This is a genomic window from Nitrospirota bacterium (genome assembly GCA_016235245.1).
GTDB lineage: Bacteria > Nitrospirota > Thermodesulfovibrionia > Thermodesulfovibrionales > UBA6898 > UBA6898.
Map to the genome: position 1 here is coordinate 46,886 of JACRLO010000001.1, position 18,750 is coordinate 65,635.

Consider the following 18,750-nt stretch of genomic DNA (forward strand, 5'->3'; position numbering starts at 1 on the left):
CGGGCAAACTCAGGTATAATAGCGCTCAATTTAATAACATGAGGCAGGGTAACCTAATGAAGAAGAGACTTATTCAGCTTGTTTACGAAAAGGCTTTCAGATACAGCGAGGAGCCGACCTTCAAGCTTGTTTCGGGCAGCATGAGCAACTACTACTTCAACTGTAAAACCGTGGCGCTCCATCCCGAAGGCATGTATCTCATCGGCCAGATCATCTTCGATATGATCAAGGAATCCGGCATTAAAGGCATTGGCGGTCTTACCCTCGGCGCAGACCCCATTGCCAATGCGGTAGCATATACGTCTTATCTGAAGAAAAGTCCCATCGAGGCGTTTGTATGCCGCAAATCTGCCAAAGCCCACGGCACAATGCAGTGGATTGAAGGAAATATTGCAGCAGGAGATAAGGTTATTATCGTTGACGATGTAATCACGACAGGCAAATCTACGATCGAGGCAATCACCAAGGCAAAAGACGGCGGCCTCGATGTCGTGAAGGTCATTGCGCTTGTAGACAGGCAGGAGGGCGGCAAGGAAAATATCGAAGACCTCGGCTATAAGGTCGATACGGTCGTGACCAGAGATGAGGTGATGGAGCTTTACCGGGGATTGAAAAACGGGGAAACAAAAGGCAGCATCGGATAACCCGATGCTGCCGTAGTAATCAGATTTCTGATTCCTGATCCAGCATGGCCATCTTCTCTCTTTGTTCCTTGCAGTCAATGCAGAGCGTTGCTGTCGGAATAACACGCAGCCTCTTCTCGCTGATCTCTTCTCCGCAATCCTCGCAGATGCCATACGTGCCTTCATTGACCTTTCTCAGGCATTCTTCAACATCGTTTAAGAGCTGTCTTTGGGCACTCAACCTCTTGAGGTTGATATCCTCCGAGATCTCCACCGCAGCCCAATCTGCCTCGTCAATAGCCGTATCAACAAGCTGACGGTTTTCACCGCTTACATATTTTTGGATCTCCTGCTTTGCCTCTTTAAGTAATGCGTCGCGCTTGGCGATCAACATGCTCTTTAATCCCCGAAAACGCTCACTGGAAGGAGCAACAACGGCTGCACCCTTTTTGGGAACAGTCGATTTTGTCAATGTCGAATCTTTATTTTCAGGCTTTTGGGCAGCAGCCTTTTTCTGTGGCACAGTTTTCCCCCTTAACGGTATAGCGACATTTTTTTTTGCCTTGAGAGAAGAAGACTTTGCCACAGCGGCCTTCTTAGGGGCCACGTTCTTCTTTTTCAGGGACTTAGCAGGTGCAGAGACAGATACCTTTTTCCCTGAAGCCTTGAGTGTTTGAGGCTTTGCCTTGGCACTGACATCTGCCTTGGCCTTCACGGTTTTTTTTGCTGCTGATGCTGCCTGTTTCCTGGCTGGAGCCTTCTTTTTTGCAGCAGCCATCAGGCAGGCTCTTCTTTCTTTATTTCTTCTTTATATATCTCGATGATGCTTCTTACCTTGATCCCTACTGCCTGCAGAGCCTTCTGGACATCGGGGAGCTTTGCATCCTCAACTTTTACCATAAAATTGCTGTTCATGTCATACCTCCATTATCTCTTTTTCTTTATGTTCAAGCAGCTCATCAACCTTCTTGACATAGGAGTCTGTGATCTTCTGAACTTCATCGTGTTCTTTTTTTATCTCATCTTCACTGACATGTTTTTCCTTTTCGAGCTTTTTCAGGTCCTCATTGATGTCTCTTCTGATATTCCGGACAGCCACCTTGGCATCTTCAGCTTCTTTTTTGACAACCTTTACGAGCTGTTTTCTCCGCTCCTCCGTAAGGGCAGGGATATTGATCCTGATCAGTTTGCCATCATTCATGGGTGTAAGACCAAGGTCAGACTTCATAATAGCCTTTTCTATCTCCGGAATGATCTTCTGTTCCCACGGCTGGATCGAGATCTGTCTGCTGTCAGGAATACTGAGGCTGGCGACCTGCTGAATTGGCGTCGGCGTGCCATAGTAATCTACGGTGAGGCCGTCAAGAAGCGACAGGGATGCCCTTCCGGTTCTTACGGAAGCAAATTTCTTCTTGAGCGCCTCGATAGAGGTCTGCATCCGTTCATTTGTTTTTTTTCTTAATTCCTGGATCATTGTTCCCCCTTACGATCGTGCCTATCCGTTTTCCCTCAATAATCTTCCTGATATTGCCTTTGCCACTCAGGCTGAAGACCACGATAGGCAGGTTATTGTCCATACAGAGAGAGATGGCGGTGGAGTCCATGACACCGAGCCCCTTTTTGAGCACATCGAGGTAGGTGAGTTCAGTGAATTTTTTTGCCTTCGGGTTTTTTACCGGATCTGCAGAATAGACACCATCCACCTTGGTGCCTTTCATGATAATATCTGCATTGATCTCCATTGCCCGAAGGGCTGCTGCTGTGTCAGTCGTAAAGTAGGGATTGCCGGTGCCGGCGGCAAAGATGACTACCCGACCCTTTTCAAGATGACGGATCGCTTTGCGCCTGATGTAGGGCTCGCAGAGCTCCTGCATCTCAATTGCCGACTGGACACGTGTAGGCACCTTATGTTTTTCGAGAGCGTTCTGGAGTGCAAGGGCGTTGATGACGGTTGCGAGCATCCCCATATAATCTGCAGATGCCCGCTCCATGCCTTCGAGGCTTGCCTGAACGCCCCTGAATATATTGCCGCCGCCGATAACAACAGAGATACGCGGCATAATGTATCTCCCTAACAGCTCTTCGGTTCAGCCGGCTGTGTTTCGCCAAGCTGAAAACGGGTAAAGTTCGTAATGGTCGTGCCAGCGCCGATAACGTCCTTGACCTTCTTTTTGCCTTCCGGATCTTTCACAAATATCTGTTCCAGAAGACAGACATCGCCGTAATACTTCTCCAGCTTGCCGACGACGATCTTCTCGGTGATATCGGCAGGCTTGCCAGTCACCTGTGCCCGGTATATCGCCTTTTCCCGCTCGATAACATCCTGCGGGATCTGGTCCCTGGATATGAATGAGGGATTGGCGGCTGCAATATGCATTGCGACATCTTTTATCAGGGGCCGAAGCTCATCAGCATTTGCAGCAGAGTCTGCGGCAACCATAACACCGATCTTGTCCATATGGATGTAAGCGCCGACCAGTCCGTTGTCTGCCTGATAACGGACGAACCTCCTGATAACGATATTTTCGCCGAGCTTTGCGACCTTTTCGGTCACCAGGTCTTTGATCTTCTTTGTCTTTCCGGGATCATTCACAAAAACCTGCTCGAGCAGGCAGTTTTCCGGTTTTTCCGACGGAGACTCTTCTAAAGACACGGTGGTCGGCTTTGCAGCCGCAACCTGTTCCATCACGTTTTTCATCAGTTCCTGGAAATCATCGGTCCTTGCCACAAAGTCAGTCTCGCAGTTAATCTCTGCCATGACCCCGACCTTGTCTGCCTGGATAAAGGAACTGATCAGGCCCTGTGAAGCCGAGCGGGATGCCTTCTTTGCGGCGGAGGCAAGCCCTTTCTGCCTGAGAATGTCTATTGCTTTTTCGAAATCACCGCCGGCATCGGTGAGTGCCTTTTTGCACTCCATCATGCCTGCGCCGGTCTTTTCCCTGAGGTCTTTTACCGCTGCCGCTGAAATTTCTGTCATTCTGTTACCTCTGCAGCGGCTGCCTCTGCAACGCCTTCCTCGATCTTGGCCTTTTCTTCTTCCTGGGCCGTCTCCTTGTTCAGGATGGCCCTGCCTTCGAGCACTGCATCGGCGATCTTGGAGGCCATGAGCTTGATGGCGCGGATAGCGTCGTCATTGCCGGGGATAACATGATCAACTTCATCAGGGTCGCAGTTCGTATCAACAACCGCAACGATCGGGATCGAGAGCTTCTTTCCCTCCTGAATCGCAATCTTCTCTTTTTTGGGATCGATTATAAAGATAACGCCAGGAGTTCCTTTCATGTCCTTGATGCCTGAAAGGTTCTTGTCGAGCTTTATGCGCTCCTTTTCAAGCGCTGCTGCCTCTTTTTTGGTAAGAAGGCCGAGTGTGCCGTCCTCTTTCATAGTCTCGAGTTTCTTAAGCCGCTCGATGCTCTTCTTGATTGTGGTGAAATTGGTCAGCATACCGCCAAGCCATCTCTGGTTGACGCAATAGGAAGAGCAGCGCTTCGCCTCTTCCATAACTGCGTCCTGTGCCTGTTTCTTGGTGCCGACGAACAACACACTTGCACCCGTTGCTGCTGTCTCCCTGACAAAACGGTACGCATCTTCAAGACCTTTCAGTGTTTTCTGCAGGTCGATGATATAGATGCCATTTCTTTCTCCGAAGATGTATCTCTTCATCTTGGGATTCCAGCGCTTCACCTGATGACCAAAATGTACTCCGGCCTCAAGCAACTCTTTCATTGAAACTACCATTGGTACTCCTCCTTGGGTTTTTCCTCCGCCTGTTCTGCCTACCCTTTCGGGACCAGGGGCAGAAACGGTAGCCGGCGTGCGATTTTCCCGGCCTGTAAAACAGGCAATCGGGTTAGAAACTCTACCATAGGGAACCCTTTTTTATCAAGGTGTCTGATATGATAATGAGAAGAATAACAGGTTGAGGATGAGATTGATAAACAAGAAAAGAACCGATATCGGGATCATTGTCTCGGTTTCTGCAGAGGCAGGCATGCTTTGCAGGGATCTGAGGGGAAAAACAGGGGTTACGGGCCATTATTTTAAGGGCAGCCTGTCCGGGAAGCGTATCGTTTTAATGATTTCCGGCATGGGCAAGGTGAATGCTGCCCATGCCGCCACGAGTCTTATCCATGAATTTTCACCTGCAGTGGTCATGAATATCGGTATTGGCGGTGCATATCCTTCATCAGGCATGAAAACCGGGGATGTGGCAATCGCAGAAAAAGAGATCTACGGAGACGAGGGAGTCCTGCTGAAGGACGGGTTTCACGGCATAGATCTTATCGGCATACCGCTCGTTAAAAAGGGCAGGAAAAACTATTTCAACGAGTTCCTCATTGATCGAAAACTCGCAATTAAGGCTGTTAAGGCTGCCCAACTCATCACTCATCACTCATCACGAATTACGGTCAAAAAAGGGACTTTTTTGACGCTCTCCACCTGCACCGGCACAAAGAAGAGGGCACTGGAACTTGAGCGTCGTTTCAGCGCTATTTGTGAGAATATGGAAGGAGCTGCCATTGCCCATATCTGCACGCTTTATGACGTTCCGATGATCGAGATGCGCGGCATCAGCAACATGGCCGGCGTTAGGGACAGGGCAGCATGGCATGTGCCGCTTGCTGCAGAGAACTGCCAGAAGGCAGCGCTCGAATACATCAAAACGCTCTGACATGAAAAGCACGCTTTCTCTCGGCTATTCGCCCTGCCCCAATGACACGTTCATCTTCTATGCCCTGGTGCATGGGAAGATCGATACGGAGGGCATTGCGTACAAGGAGGTCCTTGAAGATGTCGAGACCCTCAACCAGATGGCGCAGCAGGATAAGCTCGACATCACGAAGGTATCCTTTCATGCCTTTGGTTTTCTCAGAGACAGATACTGCCTGCTCAGATCGGGTGGTGCACTTGGCAAGGGGTGCGGCCCGCTTGTTGTGGCGCAGGATGAGTGTTCCATGCAGGACCTCAGGGGAAAGACCATAGCGATCCCCGGAGAACTGACCACTGCCTTTCTGCTCCTGCAGGTCTTTGATCCTGAACTGAAGAAAAAGATCAAGGTTATGCCCTTTCATCAGATTATCGACGCGGTCAAAAACGGGGAGGCAGACGCAGGTCTCATTATCCACGAGAGCCGCTTTACCTATCAGCAGGCAGGATTAAAACAGCTTATGGATCTCGGTGCGTGGTGGGAGCAGGAGACAGGGCTTCCTATTCCGCTGGGCTGCATTATCGCCAAACGAGAACTCGGCAAAGAGCGGGTGCAGAAGATCGAAGCGTTGATCCGCAAAAGCCTGGAATATGCCTTCAGCCATAGCGAAGAAGCAAAGACCTATATCAAGCGCCATGCGCAGGAGCTTGACGATACTGTTATCGAGCAGCATATCAGGCTCTATGTGAATGAGTATTCCCTCGATATCAAAGACGAGGGTCTGTATGCAGTGGAAGAGCTTTTCAGAAGGGCGGCTGAGCAGGACATAATCCCGAAATCCTCCCTACCTCTTTTTCCGGCAGAATGAAAAAGTATCTTCTCCACAGAGAACCTCACCAGTTTTCGGTTGACTATGCCAGAGACCTTAACCCGGAGCAGTCGGCAGCAGTGATGCATGGCGAAGGCCCTGCGCTGGTGCTCGCAGGGGCAGGCACCGGCAAGACGCGGGTCGTAACGTACCGGGTTGCACGCCTGATCGAAACAGGGACCCCTGCAGAGAATATCCTGCTCCTTACCTTCACGAACAAGGCAGCACGGGAGATGCTCAGAAGGGTTGAACTCCTGATCGGCATGAACATCTCAGGCCTTTTCGGCGGCACGTTCCACCATATCGCAAACCTGCTTCTCAGGCAGCACTGCATGCTGATCGGGTACAGGCAGGGCTTCTCGATCCTTGACCGTGAGGATTCAAAGGAGCTCTTTGACGCCTGCATTGCAGATGTGTATAAGAAGGAGACCATCCTCCCCAAGGGAAGTGTGCTGGCTGAGATATGCAGCCTCTCGAGAAACACTGCCATACCGGTCGAGGATGTTGTGCTTCAGCGTTTTTCGCATTTCTCCCATCTGCTGGAAGAGATCATGAGGATCGCGGAGCTCTATGACAAAAAGAAGGTGCAGCTGAACCTCCTCGATTTTGACGATCTGCTCCATGGCTGGCAGAGGCTTTTTCTGGAGCATCCGAAGATCCGGGAATACTATTCGATAAAATTCAGGCATGTACTGGTTGACGAATATCAGGACACGAACCGGCTTCAGTCCGAGATCATAGACCTCACGACCGGCCGTGCGGAGAACCTTATGGTTGTCGGCGATGACGCCCAGTCGATCTATTCTTTCCGGGGCGCGGATTTTGAGAATATCCTGAAGTTCCCTGAACGGCATGCAGCAACAGCGGTGTACAAGCTCACCACGAACTACCGCTCCACCCCCCAGGTGCTGCACCTTGCCAACAGCAGCATTGTCCATAACCGCAGGCAGTTCCGCAAGGACCTCCATGCAGTCTCTGCACCGGGCGAGCTTCCGTACATGGTTGCTCTCAAGGATGTATTTGAGCAGGCGGAATTTGTGGCGTCAGTCGTGATCGACCTGAATGCTGACGGACGGTCATTTAGTGAGATCGCCGTGCTCTATCGTTCCCATTACCAGTCCATGGAGCTCCAGATGGAGCTGCAGCGCAAGGGCATCCCATTTGACGTAAGGTCAGGTCTTACATTTTTCGAGCAGGCCCATATCAAGGACACGCTTTCGTTCCTGAAGATCATTGCCAATCCCCACGATGAGATCAGCTGGAAGCGGGTGCTGAAACTCATTCCCGGCATCGGCAATATCACCGCCGCAAAGATCTGGAATTTCATTCAGCAGCAGGAGAAGCCCGTTGAGGCAGTGTTCGATGCGTATACGCTGGCGCCGAAAAAAGCGGCCAATGCCTTCAATAATTTCCTTGAGATGCTGAGTGTGCTGAAGCATGAGCGGTATCTGGGCATGCCGTCTGCAGCGATCGATTATGTGATGCAGCACGGGTATGAGGACTATCTCCATGCGACCTATCCCAATGCAGACATGCGGGTTGACGATGTCATGCAGATGATGAAATTTGCACAGCGGTATGACCTGCTCGAGACCTTTCTGAGCGAGATGACGCTCCAGGGGCTTGCCGACGCGGCCGAAGGACCAGAAGCATCAGAAGGCAAGGTCATCCTTTCGTCCGTGCATCAGGCAAAGGGGTTAGAGTGGAACACGGTCTTCCTGATCGGCCTGAATGATGGGAAGTTCCCGTCCGCCAAATCGCTCAAAAACGAAGACGAGGAAGAAGAACGCAGGCTCTTTTACGTTGGCGTGACAAGGGCCAAGGAATCCCTGTATCTCTGCTATCCGGTAGTTGCTGATGACTGGCAGACCATGGGTATCGCCCAGCAGTCCCGGTTTCTGAAAGAGCTGCCTTCAGATTGCTTTGAGGAGATGGCGGTCGAAGATGTATAATATAAAACTATGACGTTTACCGAAGCGATCAGGACAGGATTTCATATCATCAACAGACGGATGCAGCTCGTCGGCGTGCAGGCTGTGCTGATGATCATAAACTGCTTCAGCTTTTTTGTTGTCGTTGGCATCCCGCTCGGTATTGCCTTTGTGATATTCGGTCTTGACCTTACCGGACTTACCCAGGCAAAAGACATCTTCAATATGTTCTCGAGCCCTTCTGATTTTATTGCAAAGTATCTCTGGCTGGTGTTGATGGTAGTGACCAGCATCCTCCTCTATTTTGTGTTTGTTACTACACTGGGGCTTTATGTATTCAGCGGATCAGCAGCCATTGTGGGAAGAAGTATCCTCGAACCGACAGTACCGTTTTCGATGAAACGATTCTTTTCGGAGGCGAGACAGTTTTTCTTTCCCCTCATGTGGTACACCTGCCTGATAAGCCTGATTTTTCTGGCTATTGCCTTCATGCTTGGCCTCTTCGGCGGCGGCATTGCAGCCGTTGTCTCTGCGGCAAGAAGTCAGGATTCAACCCTTGCCCTTTTCCTCGGCATCTTTTTCTCGCTTGTACTTGCGCTGGCAGCGATCAGCCTTCTCCTTGCCATTCTCGCAATAACGGTCTATGGCATTGCAGTGCTTTTCTTCAAGCGCGAGGGGTCATGGAAGTCCTTTAAGGACGCCTGCATATTTCTCTGGAAACGGCAGAATGCCTTCTGGCTCTATACGCTGCTGTTCCTCGGTTATATTATCGTAAGTTTTTTTGCAATGCTGATCAGCTATCCCTTTCATCTGATCCCTATCATCGGCACAATTGTATCGTTCCCGCTTCAGCTTATCTCTTATATGGTGCAGGGCTATCTCGGTCTTGTTGTGATTGCGGTTGTCTTTACCTATTACTATGAACTTGAGATAAAGAAACCGGAGACGGCTGAACCAGCAACTGACTTGTCACCTGATTCGGCGGCTGATCTGGCACCTACAGCCGAAAGTTCCACGAGGCCTGTAGATACTTCTGCTGCTCAAGCCCCAGCGCAAGCTGATGTTCAGCCGGGTCAGGATGTGAAGCTGGAAGGCTGACCCCGAAGGTCTCTTCAAAGGCATCGGCAATTGCGTTTCTGAATTGCTGATCGTCAAAGTCCGGAAGGGTCTCTTTCAGGCCATTCATCGCGTTTTCAGCCTGTAAGGCCTTTCTTCCAAAAACGTGAGCGATCTCTTTTTTGTCAGAGGTATACGGAATTGACCCCTGCTGGAGGAGCCCGTCCTGCCAGCGTTTCTGGGCAGCCCCGACGATCTTCTGCGTATTCAGGAGGATTTCTCCATACGAGCTTGACTCGAAACAGAGGGGGCTTCCGGTCAGGACCCTGCCCTGTTCCCGTTGCATCTTTGATTCGACACAAACGCCGATCTTCTGAAAGGCAAGATTGAAGGCACAGCTTATTCTGCGATAGCTTTGCATAAGACCTTCTGAAAAAGGTTCCCTGTCTGTGCGGACAGAGAAGCTGTACGTCAGCTCATCACCATGAAGAATAGCCCTGCCTCCTGTCGGTCTTCGTACCAACGGGATTCTGTTCTGTCTGCAGTAAGCAAGATCAAGGTCGGCTGTTTTCTGAAAACAGCCGATGCTTACGGAGGGGTTGTCCCAGCTATAGAACCGGAGCGTCGGAAGTGCTTCGCGGTTTCGGACCGACATGGCAATTGCCTCGTCCAGTGCCATATTATAGGAGGCACTGCCGGGCCCTGAATTGATCAGCCGCCATTCATGAGACATGCGTTCGGATTGCCCGGGAAGCAGCGGCTACTTTTTCTCCAGGATAATCTTGTGACGGAGAAGGGAGACTTCTTTTATCTCGCCTTCAAAGATTTTCTGCTCGCCAAAGAGGTTCTTCATAAAGATCTTCCCGTCTTCCGGTTTCATAAGATCGACATTCTCAAGATAGAGTTCCTCCTTGCCGTCTTTATAGATATAGGCATTTGCTTCACACATGGCAGCTCTCCTTTATCTGTGAGATTACATGTTCAATAAGATGGGGCAGAGGTTCCCGGCCACCGCCTGCTATCTCGACCCCCTCCTGGTTCAGGGGAAGCAGGAGTTTCCGGGCAGCAGATGCAACAACAGCGGTTGCCATCCTGTCGGTCACCTCGCCCAGCATGGCATTGGGCAGGGCAATGCTCAGAGGGCCGATGATCATATCCACCTTGTCAGAGTTCCAGATGATTGCGTTTTCACCGGTCGCACCCTTGTTCGCCCGCGATTTCATCATGGCTGTTGTCGCAGCGGCGTTGGTGCCGAGCGCGATCACCTCGACCCTGTCTGAAAATTCCTCCTTCAGGCGCTTCACCACAAGGCTTCCGATACCGCCTCCCTGTCCGTCTATAACTGCAATCCTGAGCATGATTGAAGTATAAGAAATGGGGCACTGTCTGTCAAAGAAATTATCTCAAGGGTCATAACAGAGAAGGCTTATATGTTGTTATTTAACTTGTTTGGGATATAATAAACAGGCTTATATTTTGAATCCTTGTCACATATTCTTTTACTATCAATGAGGGGGTTGGCTATCAAGAAATTACCGGATAAAAAAGGCTATTTCGGCGCTTATGGCGGCAGGTTCGTACCGGAGACCCTCATGCCTGCGCTGCAGGAACTCGAAGCTGCGTATGCTGCCTCAAAAAAGGACCGCGAGTTCCATGATGAACTCAGACTGCTCCAGCAGACCTATATCGGTAGACCGACGCCGCTTTACTTCGCAAAACGACTTACCGCTGATCTTGGCGGGGCAAAAATATATCTGAAGCGTGAAGACCTCGCCCATACCGGCGCCCATAAGATCAATAACGCGATTGGCCAGGCGTTGCTTGCAAAGAAGATGGGCAAGCAGAGATTGATCGCAGAGACAGGCGCAGGACAGCATGGCGTTGCCACAGCAACAGGAGCGGCACTGGTCGGACTTGCGTGCGAGATTTATATGGGTTCTGACGATGTGGCCCGTCAGTCGCTGAATGTCTTCAGGATGAGACTCCTCGGCGCAACCGTGCATGAGGTCACGCTTGGGTCAAGGACATTGAAAGATGCGATCAACGAAGGACTGAGAGACTGGACGACGAATGTCCGGACAACCCATTATGTGATGGGCACCGTATTCGGACCTCATCCGTTTCCCGTGATGGTTCGGGACTTTCAGTCTGTCATCGGCAGAGAGGCAAGGAAGCAGATCCTTGCCGCAGAAGGGAAATTGCCTGATTATCTCATTGCCTGTGTCGGCGGCGGCAGCAATGCCATGGGCCTGTTTCATGAGTTCATGGATGATGAGGTGAAGATGGTCGGCGTAGAGGCGGGCGGCAGGGGTATTGCCATGGGTGAGCATGCAGCGCGTTTTGCCGGCGGTTCGATCGGCGTATTGCAGGGGACAAAGAGTTACCTGCTTCAGGATGATAACGGCAACGTGTTAGGCACGCACTCAGTATCAGCAGGCCTTGACTATGCAGCGGTCGGGCCGGAGCACGCTTTCCTTAAGGACTCAGGCAGGGTTCAATATGCATTCGCCACGGATGACGAAGCGCTTGCGGCCTTTGACAGACTCTCCATGACCGAGGGCATTATTCCCGCACTCGAATCGTCCCATGCCCTTGCAGAGGCAATGATGCTTGCACCGAAGCTCTCGAAGGACGAGATCATCGTCGTGAACCTTTCAGGCAGAGGTGACAAGGATGTGCAGCATGTCGCGCGCATCAAGGGGGTGCAGCTATGAAATCCCGCATCAGCAGAAAATTTGAGCTGCTCAGAAAAGAAAACCGGAAGGCGTTTATCGCCTATATCATGGCCGGAGATCCAGGTATTCAAAGGACAAAGGAGATGGTCAGGATTCTCGAGGACTGCGGCGTTGATATTATCGAACTGGGTGTGCCCTTTTCCGATCCGCTTGCAGACGGCCCTACCATACAGGCTGCGGCACAGAGAGCGCTTGAGGCCGGCACGACATTGCATACGGTCATAGATCTTGTCGCGGAGCTGCGAAAGACGACCCAGATACCGATTATCCTGATGACGTATTACAATCCCATCTTCAAATATGGTGAAGAACAGTTTGTCGAAGATGCATCTTCCGCCGGGGTTGACGGCATTATTGTCCCGGATCTGCCGCCTGATGAGGCAGAGGGGATGATGAAACTCGCGAAGAAAAGACCCTTTGATCTGATCTTTCTCCTGGCGCCCACCTCCACAGATGACCGGATCGCAAAAGTCGGTCAGGCTTCACGGGGATTTATCTATTATGTATCGATTACGGGCATCACCGGCTCAAAGCTTTCTCTTGATCCTGCAATCGAATCCCACATGAACCGTATCAGGTCTGCCAGCGATACTCCTGTCGCAGTCGGCTTCGGTATCGCGACACCCGATGAGGCTTCTCTGGTCGCCCGGTTCGCTGACGGCGTGATTATTGGCAGCGCAATCGTCAAGAGAATCAATGAGTCTGACGAGACATTGAAAAAATACCTGCTTTCCCTGCGCGAAAGTATTTAAATGGGCGACCTTTTAACCTTTACCCTGCAGAGAAAACTCCAGCAGACCAAGACGCTCATGGAGCTTTCTGCTCTGGTAAATTCAACCCTTGACACGCGCGAGATCAGAAAGCGGGCTATCGAGGCTGCTACCTGTCTCGTAAATGCAGAGACCGGCAGCCTGCTTCTTGTTGACCGGGATACCGGCGAGCTGTTTTTTGAGGTAGCGCTCGGCGATAAGGGAAATGCGTTGAAGGAGATTCGGCTGGCAAAGGGACAGGGAATTGCGGGATGGGTTGCCGAAACGAGTGAGAGCATAATAATTCATGATGTCGCATCAGATCCCAGGTTTTTCGGCGGCGCTGATATCAAAAGTACGTTCAGGACAAAGAATATGATTTGTGTTCCGGTCAAGACAAAAAACAGGGTTCTTGGCGTGCTTCAGGCCATAAATAATAAGGAAGATGCGTTCGATGACGAGGACAAGGAAGTTTTGTCTGCACTCGCAAACCAGGTTGCCACTGCAATCGAAAACGCAAACCTCTATGAGGAACTGAAAGAGACCTTTTACGAAACAGCGCAGGCCCTTGCCGAAACGATCGAGATGCGGGACCCGTATACCGGAGGCCATACCAGAAGGGTGATGCATTTCAGCCTTGCAATCGGCAGGGCAATGGAGCTGTCCGAGCAGGATATGGAGCGTCTTAGGCTGGCAGCTATTCTGCATGATATCGGAAAGATCGGAATACGCGACAATATTCTTCTGAAAAACGGCCGACTGGATCCTGAAGAGTTACAAACGATGAATGAACATGCCGCGTTGGGAGCAAAGGCGCTCAGCCGCGTGAAACAGATGAAGGATATTATCCCCGGCGTAAGGGGACATCACGAAAAATTCGACGGCACCGGATATCCGGACAGACTAAAAGGTCTGGACATTGATATCATCGCGCGGATTATTGCCGTTGCTGACACGTATGACGCCATGACAACGGACCGTCCCTACCGTAAGGCGCTAGATAGTCAGACCGCCGTTGAGGAATTAAAAAAATTTTCCGGAAAGCAGTTCGATGGCGCTGTGGTGGATCAGTTTGTATGGGTGCTTCCGGAACTGGGAGAATATAGATGAACATTAAGGTATTGGGAAGTTCAGGGGCAGAACTGCCGGGATACAACTCTTCTGCCTTTCTTGTAGACGGCAAGGTGCTTCTTGATGCAGGGACGATCGGGACTTCGCTCAGGGAGTCCAAGCAGTGGGAACTGAAAGATATCCTGATTACACATGCCCATCTTGACCACATCAAGGCCATCCCTTTTCTCGCCGATAATATTGTTATCAAGCAGAAGAAGCACAGTGTGACGCTTTTTGGCACAAAAGAGACGCTCAAAACCTTGCGTGATCATCTGCTGAACGATAAACTCTGGCCGGATTTTACGAAAATATCTGCATCTATTGCTCCCGTTCTGAAGATGAAAATCATCGTCCCGGGAAGGCCTTTCATCGTTAATGGATATACCGTGACCGCGTATCCGGTCAGTCACACGGTTCCGGCCGTCGGATATATCGTGAGGGACAGTTCTGGACGGACGCTGCTGTACACCGGAGACACTGGTCCAACACAGAAGATATGGGCTTCATCAGACCGTATTAATACCATGATCATTGAGGTGTCGTTCCCCAACAACATGGAAGAACTGGCAGTAAAAACAGGTCATCTCACACCCCACCTCCTTGGGGTCGAAACGGGCAAGATGAAGCATCTGCCGGATAAGATACTGATCACACATATTAAGCCCCAATACATGGCGAAGATCAGGAAGGAACTGCAGGCCATCAGGAAAAAGACACGGATTGTCATACAGATAATCAAAGATGGCCGCATATATAAGGTATAATATTCACCGCCGTATGATCTTAATGACGGCACATAAGGAACGCAGAGACAATGGCATGGTTTAAGAAAAGCAAGGAAGTTATAAAGTCCGAAAAAAAGATCAAGATCCCTGAGGGCTTGTGGGTGAAGTGCGACAGCTGCAGGGAGATCATCTATAAGAAGGAAATAGACAAGAACCTCAGGATCTGCCCCAAGTGCAATTATCATTTCAGGATCAGCGCTAAGGACCGCATTCAGCTGCTTGTCGATGAAGGAAGCTTCACCGAGATCGATACGGGTTTGTCATCCAAAGATCCGCTCAATTTCAAAGACAAGATATCCTACAAGGACCGTCTTGCGGAAAACAGGGGAAAGAGCGAACTCGAAGAGGCGGCCATATCAGGAGAGGCGACTATTGAGGGTATCCCTGTAGTCCTCGTGATGATGGACTTTTCGTTCATGGGCGGCAGTATGGGGTCAGTCGTTGGGGAGAAGGTGGTGCGTGCGGCAGAGGCAGCCCTTGAGGCAAAGAAGCCTCTTGTCACGGTAGCGTCCTCCGGCGGCGCGCGCATGCAGGAAGGCATTTTTTCTCTCATGCAGATGGCCAGGGTCTCTGCAGCCATTGCCCGGCTGAACGACAACGGATGCCTCTACATATCGGTATTGGCTGATCCGACGTTTGGGGGAGTTACGGCAAGTTTCGCCATGCTTGGAGATGTTATCATTGCTGAACCGAGGAGCCTGATAGGATTTGCCGGCCCGAGAGTCATTGAACAGACGATCAAACAGCAGCTGCCTGAAGATTTCCAAAGGGCAGAGTTTCTCCTGGATCATGGCATGATAGACATGGTCGTTGACCGGAAGAATCTGAAAAAAACCATTGGCCAAATTATAGGGATTCTTTCATGAGCTATGAGGGCACGATAGCCTATCTCTACAGCCTTCAGAAATACGGCATAAAGTTCGGTCTGGATAATATCAGGCGACTCATGGCAGCGTTTGACAATCCCCAGGACTCATTCTATTCGATCCATGTAGCGGGGACCAACGGAAAAGGTTCAACCTCTGCGATGATCGAATCCCTGCTGAGAACGTCAGGAGTTACGACCGGACTGTTTACGTCTCCTCATCTCGTGAGCTTTACCGAGAGGATACGGGTCAACGGCAGGGAGATATCCGAGGCCGAAGTAGTAAGTCTCGCCGGGGAAGTGCGAAGGGTTGCCGAAACAATCCCCGGGTTTTTGCCGACATTTTTCGAAGTGACTGCCGCTATGGCATTTCTGTATTTCAGAAAGATGCACGTTGCATGGGCAGTTGTTGAAGTTGGCATGGGCGGCAGGCTTGATGCAACGAACATCCTTACGCCCGAGGCATCCGTTATTACGGCTATCGATATTGACCACGGCGATTTTTTGGGCTCCACACTCGGGGAGATCGCGGGAGAAAAAGCGGGCATCATCAAGCAGGGCGTTCCCGTGATCAGCGCCTTGCAGCGTCCCGAGGCTGCCGAAACGCTGAAACACGCGGCAGATAAGTGCAATGCGCAACTGATTACATACGGGAAGGATTTTTCGGCTGAGATTACTGCTGATGAACTTGTCGGTATCAGGATTAATTATCGCGGAGACAGGGAATACCGCGATCTTTCACTGCAGATTGCCGGAAGACATCAGGCACTGAATGCTGCCCTGGCGGTAAGGACCATGGAAGAGGTCGTTAAGACGCATCCGGATATGCACTGCGACATCAGGCAGGGGCTGGCAGACACCCGCTGGCCTGGAAGACTTGAGTTTGTGAAGGACCATCCGCCGATACTTATCGATGGCGCGCATAATCCCCACGCTGCAGCGGTGCTTGCAGAATACCTCAGGAAGGCGCTTGGGCTGTATAGCAGAATAATCCTGATCATGGGTATCATGAACGACAAGGACAGAAAAGGGATCATGACACCTCTGCTGCCTCTTGCCTCAGAAATCATATTCACCGCTGCCGGCTATGGCAGGGCAGCATCTCCTGAAACACTTGCGGCTGAAGCCCGCGGCCTCGGATACCTCGCGCATACCGCCCTGACCGTGGCAGATGCGCTGAATCTGGCGGAACGGCTCGCTCTGCAGGGCGATCTTATTGTCGTGACCGGTTCGTTCTACACAATCGGAGAGGTGAAAGAGGCGCTCGGCCCCAAAGGCGTACTTGCCAGGCTGAGAGAATGATAAAGACCGTGAGGGGTCATCATTGATCAGCGGAGCGGCAAAAAAAATCCTCGTTGCTGCGGCTTTTTGCCTTTTCAGTTTCTGCCAATCACATTTCATTGACCGCTGCCACGCTGCAGATACGCATACCGAAATCACCTGCGATACGCTTGAGTATTTCTCTGAAACGAAAAAATATATCGCTGCGGGCACGGTAAAAGTCACTCAGAATGACACAACGGTCGAGGCTGATACAATGGTCTATTTTGAAGAGACCGGCGATGTAACAGCCTCTGGGAATGTGCGGTATGACGATCTGCAGGCCTTCTTTACCGCAAAGAAGGCTGAGATGAACATGGAGAAGAAGACCGGCAGACTTTTTGATGCTGACATCCTCTTCAAAAGCGATAACTATCATCTCAGCGGCAGAGAGATCGAGAGAAAAGCGGAAAACGAGTTCTACAGCAGGGACGACATAAATGTGACAACCTGTGACGGACCTGTGGCTGCATGGTGTTTTCGCGGCAGAGAGATGAACCTGGTTATCGGCGATCAGATTACTGCCCGGGACGTATCATTCCGCGTCAGGGATTTTCCTCTGTTCTATTCCCCCCGGCTTTGGGCTCCGATAAGCAATGACAGGAAAACCGGTTTTTTGATGCCTACGCTCAGCAGCGGCAGTTCGCACGGACCGGGCCTCAATATCCCCTTATACTGGGCGATTGCAGAAAACAGGGATGCAACGTTTCAGCTCGATGCCTATGCGCGGCAGGGGATCGGCACCGGCATGGAATACCGCTATATCGAACCGGGTGGTCTTCAGAGTGCATGGCGGCTGTACCATATCCGCGACCATCAGCTGCATACTGATTTTACGGAGTTCAAGGCACTGCATGATGACCGGTCTTCGGGCGGCATAGGGCTGTTTCTGAATGCCAATTTCGTAAACGAGAAGGATTATTACCGGGAGATCACTTCTCAGAAGGTTTTTTACCGCGAAATCAGTCCGAACAATGAGAAAAATATACAGCGGTTTCTCGAAACTACGGCAGAGGTCAATATCCCCTTTGACAACGCACGCGCCTATTTCCTTGCGCAGTACTGGGTCGATCTCAACTACGCTACCGGCGACATCCCGCAGAAACTCCCCGAGATAGGCGTGGTCATGAATTACAGGCGTTTTGGAAATTTCCTCGTTTCGGCAGAGGCGTCTGCAGCAAACTTCTGGAGGAAAAACGGTATCTCGGCGCACAGACTTGATCTATATCCAACCGTGCTTCATGTTGTCGGCAGCGATGTGGTTCTGTCCCAGTTCGTTGCTGTAAGAGGAAGTGCCTACGATTTTTATCACGATACCGGAGCGGCAGGCAGCACTCAGCGGCTTGCGTTCGAATATGACGGGAACATCCATGCCCGTTTCAGCAGGAGATATGATTCTGTCACGCATGTGATTGAGCCGACGATCCGCTATCACTATATATCGGACTCACCAAATGACCTTCTGTATACCTTCGACGCATGGGAACTGCAGGGCAAGACATCCAGGCTTGAACTCAGCATACTTAACCGGATTCTCTTTAAGGGGATGGAACGGATAGCAGCACGGATCACCCAGCCTTTTGATATGAATCAGGGCGACAGACCGTTCAGACCATTGGAATTTGATCTTGCTACGCAGATGCCCGTCCCCGCAAAAATAAGCGCAGCCTATGACGTCCATACGGGCAAGCTGCAGTCGGTGAGTTCCGATATCATACTGCCCTTTTCGTACGGTGCCGTAAGCTTCGGTCAGCGTTACCATAGAACAGATGATATCATGGTCTTTCGGGCTGGCATTGCGGTGCAGCCGGTCAAACCCATTCAGGTGGGTCTCGAGGTTCGGTACGATGCAAAGGGCGAAGGGTTAAGACAGGTGGGCGCTCGTGCGCAATATACCGGCCAGTGTTGGAGTGCCAGGCTGGAGGCGACAAAAAAGCCGGGTGACTTCACGGTCCAGGTGATGTTCGATCTTTTTGGTGTTACGGCCAAACGTCCGCAATAAGTAACATCAGCCAGAGGAAGATCGGCCCTCTTCAGTGTCAGTCTGATGCTTCTTC

The 18,750-nt window shown here is 51.0% G+C and carries 21 protein-coding genes; 12 read left to right on the top strand and 9 right to left on the bottom strand.

The features are described from left to right. Positions 1–56 precede the first annotated feature (56 nt). The gene (gene pyrE / locus HZB31_00220; GenBank protein ID MBI5846378.1) at positions 57–644 is read left to right on the top strand and encodes an orotate phosphoribosyltransferase; all 588 of its coding nucleotides are present in this window, start codon (positions 57–59) and stop codon (positions 642–644) included. A gap of 19 nt (positions 645–663) precedes the next feature. Here pyrE and HZB31_00225 read toward each other — a convergent pair whose 3' ends face one another. From HZB31_00225 to rpsB, 6 genes are read right to left on the bottom strand one after another with little or no spacing between them, the layout of a single operon-like run. Further along, on the bottom strand, positions 664–1,401 hold the full coding sequence (locus HZB31_00225; GenBank protein ID MBI5846379.1) for a TraR/DksA C4-type zinc finger protein: 738 nt from the start codon (positions 1,399–1,401) through the stop codon (positions 664–666). Continuing rightward, positions 1,401–1,538, bottom strand: a complete 138-nt coding sequence (locus tag HZB31_00230; GenBank protein MBI5846380.1) for a hypothetical protein — start codon at positions 1,536–1,538, stop codon at positions 1,401–1,403. Before HZB31_00230 ends, HZB31_00225 begins: the two co-directional genes overlap by 1 nt. Position 1,539: 1 nt before the next feature. Next, positions 1,540–2,097: a ribosome recycling factor gene (gene frr, locus HZB31_00235; GenBank protein MBI5846381.1), complete on the bottom strand. Its 558-nt coding sequence runs from the start codon at positions 2,095–2,097 to the stop codon at positions 1,540–1,542. Further along, on the bottom strand, positions 2,066–2,683 hold the full coding sequence (locus HZB31_00240; protein ID MBI5846382.1) for a UMP kinase: 618 nt from the start codon (positions 2,681–2,683) through the stop codon (positions 2,066–2,068). The genes frr and HZB31_00240 overlap by 32 nt, the downstream gene beginning before the upstream one ends. Positions 2,684–2,694: 11 nt before the next feature. Further along, positions 2,695–3,600 carry an elongation factor Ts gene (locus tag HZB31_00245; protein MBI5846383.1) on the bottom strand — a complete coding sequence of 302 codons (906 nt, stop codon included), beginning with the start codon at positions 3,598–3,600 and terminating at the stop codon, positions 2,695–2,697. After that, positions 3,597–4,361 (bottom strand): 30S ribosomal protein S2, encoded by a 765-nt coding sequence (rpsB, locus tag HZB31_00250; protein MBI5846384.1) that lies wholly within the window; start codon positions 4,359–4,361, stop codon positions 3,597–3,599. The genes HZB31_00245 and rpsB overlap by 4 nt, the downstream gene beginning before the upstream one ends. A gap of 187 nt (positions 4,362–4,548) precedes the next feature. Here rpsB and mqnB point away from each other — a divergent pair, with 187 nt between their 5' ends. The 4 genes from mqnB to HZB31_00270 are packed head-to-tail and all read left to right on the top strand — an operon-like array spanning position 4,549 to position 9,168. Then, positions 4,549–5,295 carry a futalosine hydrolase gene (gene mqnB / locus HZB31_00255; GenBank protein MBI5846385.1) on the top strand — a complete coding sequence of 249 codons (747 nt, stop codon included), beginning with the start codon at positions 4,549–4,551 and terminating at the stop codon, positions 5,293–5,295. A 1-nt stretch (position 5,296) separates the two neighbouring features. Further along, on the top strand, positions 5,297–6,139 hold the full coding sequence (locus HZB31_00260; GenBank protein MBI5846386.1) for a 1,4-dihydroxy-6-naphthoate synthase: 843 nt from the start codon (positions 5,297–5,299) through the stop codon (positions 6,137–6,139). Continuing rightward, complete coding sequence (locus HZB31_00265) at positions 6,136–8,091, top strand: ATP-dependent helicase (GenBank protein ID MBI5846387.1); 1,956 nt, start codon at positions 6,136–6,138, stop codon at positions 8,089–8,091. Before HZB31_00260 ends, HZB31_00265 begins: the two co-directional genes overlap by 4 nt. 9 nt (positions 8,092–8,100) lie before the next feature. Then, a complete protein-coding gene (locus HZB31_00270) occupies positions 8,101–9,168 on the top strand; it encodes a hypothetical protein (protein ID MBI5846388.1) in 1,068 nt (355 codons plus the stop codon). On the opposite strand, the gene HZB31_00275 is transcribed toward HZB31_00270, so the two are convergent. The 3 genes from HZB31_00275 to HZB31_00285 are packed head-to-tail and all read right to left on the bottom strand — an operon-like array spanning position 9,068 to position 10,484. Next, a complete protein-coding gene (locus HZB31_00275) occupies positions 9,068–9,859 on the bottom strand; it encodes a lipoate--protein ligase family protein (protein MBI5846389.1) in 792 nt (263 codons plus the stop codon). The two genes, HZB31_00270 and HZB31_00275, sit on opposite strands and share 101 nt — an antisense overlap. A 27-nt stretch (positions 9,860–9,886) precedes the next feature. After that, positions 9,887–10,075 carry a CooT family nickel-binding protein gene (locus tag HZB31_00280; GenBank protein MBI5846390.1) on the bottom strand — a complete coding sequence of 63 codons (189 nt, stop codon included), beginning with the start codon at positions 10,073–10,075 and terminating at the stop codon, positions 9,887–9,889. Continuing rightward, positions 10,068–10,484: a DUF3842 family protein gene (locus HZB31_00285; protein ID MBI5846391.1), complete on the bottom strand. Its 417-nt coding sequence runs from the start codon at positions 10,482–10,484 to the stop codon at positions 10,068–10,070. Before HZB31_00285 ends, HZB31_00280 begins: the two co-directional genes overlap by 8 nt. Before the next feature lie 150 nt (positions 10,485–10,634). On the opposite strand from HZB31_00285, the gene trpB reads away from it, so the two are divergent. The 7 genes from trpB to HZB31_00320 are packed head-to-tail and all read left to right on the top strand — an operon-like array spanning position 10,635 to position 18,695. Further along, a complete protein-coding gene (gene trpB, locus HZB31_00290) occupies positions 10,635–11,840 on the top strand; it encodes a tryptophan synthase subunit beta (GenBank protein ID MBI5846392.1) in 1,206 nt (401 codons plus the stop codon). Next, positions 11,837–12,613: a tryptophan synthase subunit alpha gene (locus HZB31_00295; GenBank protein MBI5846393.1), complete on the top strand. Its 777-nt coding sequence runs from the start codon at positions 11,837–11,839 to the stop codon at positions 12,611–12,613. The genes trpB and HZB31_00295 overlap by 4 nt, the downstream gene beginning before the upstream one ends. Further along, positions 12,614–13,720, top strand: a complete 1,107-nt coding sequence (locus HZB31_00300; GenBank protein MBI5846394.1) for an HD domain-containing protein — start codon at positions 12,614–12,616, stop codon at positions 13,718–13,720. Beyond that, positions 13,717–14,487, top strand: a complete 771-nt coding sequence (locus tag HZB31_00305; protein MBI5846395.1) for a 3',5'-cyclic-nucleotide phosphodiesterase — start codon at positions 13,717–13,719, stop codon at positions 14,485–14,487. The genes HZB31_00300 and HZB31_00305 overlap by 4 nt, the downstream gene beginning before the upstream one ends. 50 nt (positions 14,488–14,537) lie before the next feature. Continuing rightward, positions 14,538–15,374 carry an acetyl-CoA carboxylase carboxyltransferase subunit beta gene (locus HZB31_00310; protein ID MBI5846396.1) on the top strand — a complete coding sequence of 279 codons (837 nt, stop codon included), beginning with the start codon at positions 14,538–14,540 and terminating at the stop codon, positions 15,372–15,374. Then, positions 15,371–16,675 (top strand): bifunctional folylpolyglutamate synthase/dihydrofolate synthase, encoded by a 1,305-nt coding sequence (locus HZB31_00315; GenBank protein ID MBI5846397.1) that lies wholly within the window; start codon positions 15,371–15,373, stop codon positions 16,673–16,675. Before HZB31_00310 ends, HZB31_00315 begins: the two co-directional genes overlap by 4 nt. 22 nt (positions 16,676–16,697) lie before the next feature. Beyond that, positions 16,698–18,695 carry an LPS-assembly protein LptD gene (locus HZB31_00320; protein ID MBI5846398.1) on the top strand — a complete coding sequence of 666 codons (1,998 nt, stop codon included), beginning with the start codon at positions 16,698–16,700 and terminating at the stop codon, positions 18,693–18,695. The last annotated feature ends 55 nt before the right edge of the window (positions 18,696–18,750 follow it).